Source organism: Veillonella sp. (assembly GCF_019414865.1).
Lineage (GTDB): Bacteria > Bacillota > Negativicutes > Veillonellales > Veillonellaceae > Veillonella.
The window spans coordinates 1-7,000 of sequence record NZ_DXLG01000083.1 but is presented as its reverse complement, the minus strand read 5'-3'; the positions used below and the strand labels follow the sequence as shown (position 1 = coordinate 7,000).

Here is a 7,000-nt window from a genome sequence, read left to right as displayed (position 1 = left end):
GCCTTCTATATTACTATCATTGTAACACAGAAGGCTCAAGAATTTATCCACTATTAAATTTTTAAAACTGCATTGATTTAACTTGCACACGCAGTACAGTTTTCAATTTAGCGGGCTCCACCTTTCGCGCATCAGACAAGTAGATTTCCCGATGCCACTCGTCGTTAGCACGTTGCAAATTATGAGCAGCGCAGAAATCATCTACTTTCATAAATGATTCCGGTTCGTCATCGTAAGGCCCGACATGCAATATCTGCACGCACTCCCCGTCCTCAATTGATTCGAGCCGCACATCCTTAAAGCGAGGCAGCGATTTTTTCTTGGATACATTCATAATGGCCGCCTCCAACACGTCAGGAGTCACAAAATCAGGTTGTCTGATCATCACCCGATATTGCAGATTATTCTTATCAAACTGCTCCGTATGCTCGATCTGCTTCCAAAGCGCCTCCAGCACAAGGAACTTCATGCTCGGCACCGTAACCTGCACCGCCTGCTGCTTTGGACAATACAGTTCCTTTTCGTGCTTACGCCATTCATGCTTTACTGCTGTCATAATTAACCCCTCTTTCTGAAAAAAAATATATGATTTCTTTTATCGTAAGGGAGGATTATGAAAGATAATTAAGAGCCCCTATGCCAAAGCATAGGGGCTCTTTTCACACACTCGCTTCCACAAGTGATTTTGTATATGGGTGTACCGCTTCTTTAAGTCGTTTTGATTCGATATTTTCTACGATTTGCCCATCTTTCATAACGATGATTCGGTCTGTTACGGCTTGTAATAGTCCGATGTCATGGCTGACGAATACGTAGCCGAAGGGTTGTTCCCTGTGAAGTTTTTGTAATAAATCTAGTACCAGCTTTTGATTCACCGCATCAAGGGCTGATGTAGGTTCGTCAAAGAGTACTAGCTTGGGGTTCATCAACATGATCCGTGCCAATACGACACGTTGTAACTGACCACCGCTGACTTCGTGAGGGTATTTATACACCGTATTTTCTGGCAAGTCTACTCGTTGCATCCATTTACGGATATCGTCCTTTGCTGACGCCACATCCATAAGCCCATAGTTGATATACGGCTCTAAGAGAAATGCTTCTAAGTTCATTCTAGGCGGAATCACCGCCAAGGGATTTTGGAACATCATCTGCATAGAGCGATATATTTCTGTATGATTTTGAATGGAATGGATGTCCTCACCAAAGAGTCGCAAGGTGCCAGATGTAGGTTTTTCTAGCATGGCAATCATCCTAAGCAATGTACTTTTACCGGAACCACTACCACCAGCAATACCTACCCGTTCATTCTCCGCTACAGAAAAAGATACGTTATCAACAGCACGAACCGTATGATTGTGGTTTGTATATTGTTTACAGATATTCTCGAGTTGAATCATACTACACCACTTTCATTACAGAATCTAACAAAATACGAGTATACTCATCTTTTGGATGGGCCATGACCTCTTCGGTAGATCCCACTTCAACGAGTTGCCCCTTATTCATAACCCCAATCCTATTGGCAATGCGCGCCGCCGCCTTGATGTTATGCGTTACGATAATAACTGTTGCACCAAGGGCTTGTGTTACCTCTTTCATAAGATCCAATACAGAGGCTTGTACGAGCATATCCAGAGCACTGGTCGGTTCATCGGCAAATACGATGCTCGGCTTCAAGATAAGGCTTAAAGCTATTGCCAATCGCTGCTGCATGCCACCGCTCAATTGAAACGGATAGGACTGCAAGATACGCTCTCCGTCGGTTAAGTGAACAAGATTAAGCATATCTATAACGCGGCTTACATCATAGCTTTCACCATGGGCACGGAATAAATCTTTGAAGTGATTTTCCACGGTGCGATTTGGATTTAGATAGGCGCTGGGATTTTGAAAGATCATAGAAATCTTGGTGCCCCGCAATTGTCGCCAATCACCATCACTCAATGTAGAAACATCGGTTCCGTTTAGCAAAATTTGGCCGCTAATGGTAGCTTGTTTCAACATGCCAAAAGCGGCACGAACTAACGTAGATTTACCAGATCCGCTTTCACCAACGATGGCAAAGACCTCACCATTGGGCACGGAGAAGGATACATTACGCACCGCCTCTTCCGCACCATATGAAATTGTAACCTTATCAAATACGATACAATCAGATTTATTCAATAGTAGAATCCTTTGTTAATAAGTAGTAATCGATTGGATGTACTGGTACATTTTTAACTTTTGTAGTAGATACAACCGTTGCACTTGGATACAACAAATAGATATCTGCTACGTCATCAACTAAGATTTGTTGCGCTTGTTTTGCAATATTAGAGCGTTCGTTTTGATCAAATGTTACGGACAATTGGTCGATTAACGCATCTACTTGAGGGTTAGAGTAGCCACCAACGTTTGATTTCGCACCAGTTTTGTAGAATAAGCTGAGGAACCAGTAAGGATCGTTTGTAGACATAGTCACTACATTGCGTTCTACTAAATCGAAACCATCTGTACCAAGTGTATCTACTTCATCAGGGCTTTGTAATTTCTTAAGAGTTACAGCAATACCAGCTTTTTTTAATTCTTGTTGAATTTCTTCGTATAAGCTTGTGTCTTTACCCCAAATAGCAATAGTAATCGCTAATTCTTTGCCATCTTTTGCATACATGCCGTTTGCATTTTTAGCGTAACCAGCTTGAGTCAAGATTTGGTCAGCTTTTGCTACATCTGTCATCGGTTTATTAGCAATCGCATCATAGCCTAAGTTGGCAGATGGCGGGAATGGTGCCGCCCCTGGTGTAGAGCCATTGCCGATGATTTTAGCCATGGAATCATAGTTAATGATATGAGCAATAGCGGAACGCACAGCTTTATCATGTAATGGAGATGCTTCTGTGTTGTTTGCTTTCAACATAAACACACGAACGCCAGCAACGTCTTGAATATTGAAACCATCTTTGAACAAGCTGCGGTTAGCAGAATCCACTTTTTGAATTACGTCTACGTCTTTAGATTGCAACGCCATAGCGCGTTTGTTATTGTCTTCGATGTCTTTTACAGTTACAGAATCAAGACCTGGTTTGCCGCCCCAGTAATCTGCGAAGGCTGCAAGTTCAATTGTTTCACCTTTTTTGAAAGTAGTGATTTTGTAAGGACCGGTAAGAACTGGTTTAGATGCTACATCTTTAAGATCTGCAGTGTCCATGATAACGAAAGCTGGTTCAGTCAAGCTGGACAATAAGGAGCCGTTAGGTTCTGTTGTTTTAATAATCAAGTTTTGACCATCTACTGCGATAGATTCAATCTTAACAGCTTTTGCAGAACGAGCACTTTGTTTCATTGTGTACTCGATGGACTCTTTTACCTTTTGTGGCGTCATTGGAGTGCCATTGTGGAATTTAACATTTTCACGGATGTGGAATTTCCATGTTGTAGGGTCCACATTTTCCCAGGAGTCTGCTAATTGTGGAGCAAATTTCATATCTGGTGTTACCGTTGCCAATGTTTCACCAGCGCCGATACGCGTCAATGTCCACGCATCCCACTCGTGAGTTGGGTCTAATGTTTCACCAAACCAATACAAACCAACATTCATATGCTTCCCTTGTTTGCCTTGTTTAGCGGTATCACTTCCGCAACCTACCAAGAGAGCTACCATGCACAGCATAGTTAGACATGCTAATAACCAACGTTTCATAACTTCTCCTTTTTGAACATCGCCTCTGTGAAAGAGGCTTTCAACATAAACATCTATACACAGCGCGGTTAGCGAGATACATCGAGGGCATCGCGCAACGCATCACCAATATAGTTAAATAAAACAACAGTAATAAAAATAGCGAGCCCCGGGTAAATTAGCAGCCACGGCGCCGTTTGTAGAAAATCTCGGGAACTCAACAAGATAGCGCCCCACTCCGGATCCGGCGGTTGCACACCGATGCCTATGAGCGAGAAACTGGCTACCAAAATGATGGCATCACCTAGATGTTGAATAATAACAATCACCAACGGTGGCAATACATTCGGCAGAATATAGCGCCACAGAATTCGTAGATTTGAAGCACCTGACATACGAGCAAAGGTAATATACTCCGCATGGCGTTCAATCTGTACGAGGCCTCTCGTGATACGGGCGTATTCCGCCCATTTCGTAATGCACAAGGAAATGATTACATTCGTTATGCTGGGTCCCATAATACCGATGAAAGCAATGGCAATCACCATGTTCGGAAACCCTAGTACCAAATCAATCAAGCGAGATAACCAACGGTCAATGCTAGGTGTAGAGAATCCTGCTAACCCACCAATAGCGATACCGATGGCCCCACTAATGCCAATGATGGTGAAAGCAATTCCTAATGATGCTTTACCGCCATAAAGGATGCGAGACCACACATCACGACCGAGTTGGTCAGTACCTAATAGATGGGTACTACTAATATCTTGTAAGCGGTCCGCGATATTCGTCGTTTCAGGATCAAATGGTGCTATATAGGGAGCGCATAAGAAAAATGCGATCCATAGAGCTGCTAATACTAACATAACGTATAAAGTATAGGGCTTTTGTCTATTCATAAGAGCCTCCTTTTATGGCGGCTCTTCGCTTCGGATTCAGCCAAACACTCAATACATCAATGATAATATTAATTACGATGAACACCAAGGTAATCCAGATGATATAGCCCTGCATCAATATATAATCGCGAGCCATAATGCCTTGTACCATCATGTAACCAATACCTTTTATGGAGAATACCGTTTCAATAACGGCAGACCCACCTAGCATGGCACCCATCGTTACCCCCATCATGGGCAATAACATAAGTCCCACATGAGGGAATATGTAACGGGTGTAGACCATCCATTCTGGCAAGCCTAATGCTCGCGCCCCCTGTACAAAGGGCTGTCGCGACACTTCTAAAATAGCATTGCGCAATCGACGAATATAGAGGCCACATATCCATAAAGCAAGGGTTACCGCGGGCAATACATAGGCAGAAAAACCATTGGTATTCGTTACCGACACTAGCTGTAATTTAACACCAAACAAGTACAGTAATAATAAACCAACCCAAAATCCAGGGATTGCTAATGCTAAGAATGTAATGAGACGAATCCCATGATCAATCCAAGAGTCTTGATACTTGGCAGATAGCATACCAAGAGGTATACTCACAATAATTCCCATAACAAGAGCTAAGGATACTAGCCCCAAGGTATTAGGCAAGGCGCCACCAAGAATGGTCGCTACTGGTAAAGCATACAGAATAGACTCACCAAAGTCCCCTTGTACAATTTGACCTAACCAACGTAGGTATTGTTGCCACCAAGGGTCATTGAGCCCTAACTGCTCTCGTATCTGTGCAACTACAACTGGATCTGGTGTAGCCCCTACAAGATTAAACTTCATCGACACGGGGTCGATAGGAGATAATTTTATCAATACAAATGTACCGATAGTAACCACCAATAAAATACCCACAATACTCGCCAAACGCTGTAGTATTAATCGATACAATACATCACCTGCCTTCTTTATCACCAAATAGCTATATTTATATTCTATCAATGTAATACTTAGATAGATATACCCATACGGGTATTTAGAATCGTTATCATTATGAAAGTTTTGCATACCAGCAAAAACGGCCCCTCATGAGAGGAGCCGCTTCTTATATAACCCTTACAGTGTCCATGCGAGTGCTTCACCACAGCTCGCATGCCTATCCCACTAGGCTGGACTGTTATATTATTTTGTATATGCTGTATGTGCTGTAGGTGCTACAGTGTTAGCAATGATCGCTTTTGCCATGTCGCGATTTACAGGGCGTTCAAAGTACATCGCATGGTTTTGACCATCTTTTGTCCACCCAGCGAGGTATACCATTTTTTCGCCACCTTTGAAAGTAACCTTTGTACCGTTTACCTTTTCTGTAGCTGTAACGCGATAATCCTTATGATTACCACTGATATCACCTTTTGTAGTACCTACGCGATACACAATACGTTTGCCTGCTGCTTGATTGCGAGTAGAATCTTCACCAGCTTGGTAAACATACACAACTTGCAAAACATCTTTATTGATTGTGCTTACAGACTCAATATTATAGCCTACAGGTAATACTTTAGGTAGATGAGGCATAATATTCATGTATTTAGCAGCTTCATCAATAGTAGCAAATTCATGAATTGGGCTTGGCATACCAACCATTGGAGCTGCCTGTTCTGCAACTACAGGTTTAGCTGGATCTGGTTTTACATCTAAAGTACCTTGTGCACCAGCAACAGTGTAAGAACCTACACAAGCACACGCAACTGCTAGTAATACAAATTTTTTGACCATGGGTATAATCTCCCTTCGCGTAACATAAAAATTATTAAAAACACATTTATTTTGTATGTGATTTTTCCTCAACAATATTACGGATAATAGCCTTCGCCATATCTCGTGTAACGGGGCGATAAAAATCTAAAGAATGATTTTGTCCATCTTTCATCCACGATGCAAGATAGACCATTTTCTTACCACCTTTGAAAGTAACCTTTGTACCATCTACACTTTCAGTTTCTATAACCTTATGAATCTTACGGTCATCGCTGATATCACCCTTTAATGTAGTAGATGTACGATAAAAAATAAGAGCACCACCGGCCTTATTTACGTACGGATCTATACCGGGTTCATACACGTACACAACCTGCAAAATGTCTTTCTCAATAGTAATGACAGATTGAATATTAAATCCTACTGGCAACAGCTTTGGCATTTGAGGTCTAAACCCTATATATTCAGACGCTGCTTCTACAGTGGTAAACACATGTACAGGACTTGGCATAACAACGCCAGGAACAGCTGCTTCAACAGACATTTCTAGGGGTTCAGAAACTCTAGTTTGTGAATCCGTTGTACCTTGAGCCTTAACAACTCCATAAGTACCTATACAGACGCAAGCTAAAGCCATCAACAAAGATTTCTTTAGTATCGAGGTCATAATAATATACTCCGCAAAAT

General features: G+C 42.0%; 8 protein-coding genes. All 8 read right to left on the bottom strand.

From position 1 onward, the window contains the following. Positions 1 to 61 precede the first annotated feature (61 nt). Positions 62 to 556 carry a GyrI-like domain-containing protein gene (locus tag QZ334_RS05995; RefSeq protein ID WP_295232766.1) on the bottom strand — a complete coding sequence of 165 codons (495 nt, stop codon included), beginning with the start codon at positions 554 to 556 and terminating at the stop codon, positions 62 to 64. A 103-nt stretch (positions 557 to 659) separates the two neighbouring features. Then, positions 660 to 1,400 carry an ABC transporter ATP-binding protein gene (locus QZ334_RS05990; RefSeq protein ID WP_295232763.1) on the bottom strand — a complete coding sequence of 247 codons (741 nt, stop codon included), beginning with the start codon at positions 1,398 to 1,400 and terminating at the stop codon, positions 660 to 662. Between the two features lies 1 nt (position 1,401). Then, on the bottom strand, positions 1,402 to 2,169 hold the full coding sequence (locus QZ334_RS05985) for an ABC transporter ATP-binding protein (protein ID WP_295232760.1): 768 nt from the start codon (positions 2,167 to 2,169) through the stop codon (positions 1,402 to 1,404). Continuing rightward, entirely contained in the window at positions 2,162 to 3,685 is a 1,524-nt protein-coding gene (locus QZ334_RS05980) for an ABC transporter substrate-binding protein (RefSeq protein WP_295232759.1), read from the bottom strand. The genes QZ334_RS05985 and QZ334_RS05980 overlap by 8 nt, the downstream gene beginning before the upstream one ends. A gap of 68 nt (positions 3,686 to 3,753) precedes the next feature. Then, a complete protein-coding gene (locus QZ334_RS05975; RefSeq protein ID WP_060924164.1) occupies positions 3,754 to 4,563 on the bottom strand; it encodes an ABC transporter permease in 810 nt (269 codons plus the stop codon). After that, the gene (locus QZ334_RS05970; protein WP_129823666.1) at positions 4,556 to 5,506 is read right to left on the bottom strand and encodes an ABC transporter permease; all 951 of its coding nucleotides are present in this window, start codon (positions 5,504 to 5,506) and stop codon (positions 4,556 to 4,558) included. Before QZ334_RS05970 ends, QZ334_RS05975 begins: the two co-directional genes overlap by 8 nt. A gap of 231 nt (positions 5,507 to 5,737) precedes the next feature. Further along, positions 5,738 to 6,331 (bottom strand): hypothetical protein, encoded by a 594-nt coding sequence (locus QZ334_RS05965; protein ID WP_129823506.1) that lies wholly within the window; start codon positions 6,329 to 6,331, stop codon positions 5,738 to 5,740. Between the two features lie 46 nt (positions 6,332 to 6,377). Further along, positions 6,378 to 6,980 (bottom strand): hypothetical protein, encoded by a 603-nt coding sequence (locus tag QZ334_RS05960; protein ID WP_295232769.1) that lies wholly within the window; start codon positions 6,978 to 6,980, stop codon positions 6,378 to 6,380. Positions 6,981 to 7,000 lie beyond the last annotated feature (20 nt).

What these genes read in the sequence shown, in the direction of transcription:
- QZ334_RS05995 (WP_295232766.1), bottom strand. Translation starts at nt 556, where the DNA reads ATGACAGCAGTAAAGCATGAATGGCGTAAGCACGAAAAGGAACTGTAT.
- QZ334_RS05990 (WP_295232763.1), bottom strand. Translation starts at nt 1,400, where the DNA reads ATGATTCAACTCGAGAATATCTGTAAACAATATACAAACCACAATCAT.
- QZ334_RS05980 (WP_295232759.1), bottom strand. Translation starts at nt 3,685, where the DNA reads ATGAAACGTTGGTTATTAGCATGTCTAACTATGCTGTGCATGGTAGCT.
- QZ334_RS05960 (WP_295232769.1), bottom strand. Translation starts at nt 6,980, where the DNA reads ATGACCTCGATACTAAAGAAATCTTTGTTGATGGCTTTAGCTTGCGTC.
- QZ334_RS05975 (WP_060924164.1), bottom strand. Translation starts at nt 4,563, where the DNA reads ATGAATAGACAAAAGCCCTATACTTTATACGTTATGTTAGTATTAGCA.
- QZ334_RS05965 (WP_129823506.1), bottom strand. Translation starts at nt 6,331, where the DNA reads ATGGTCAAAAAATTTGTATTACTAGCAGTTGCGTGTGCTTGTGTAGGT.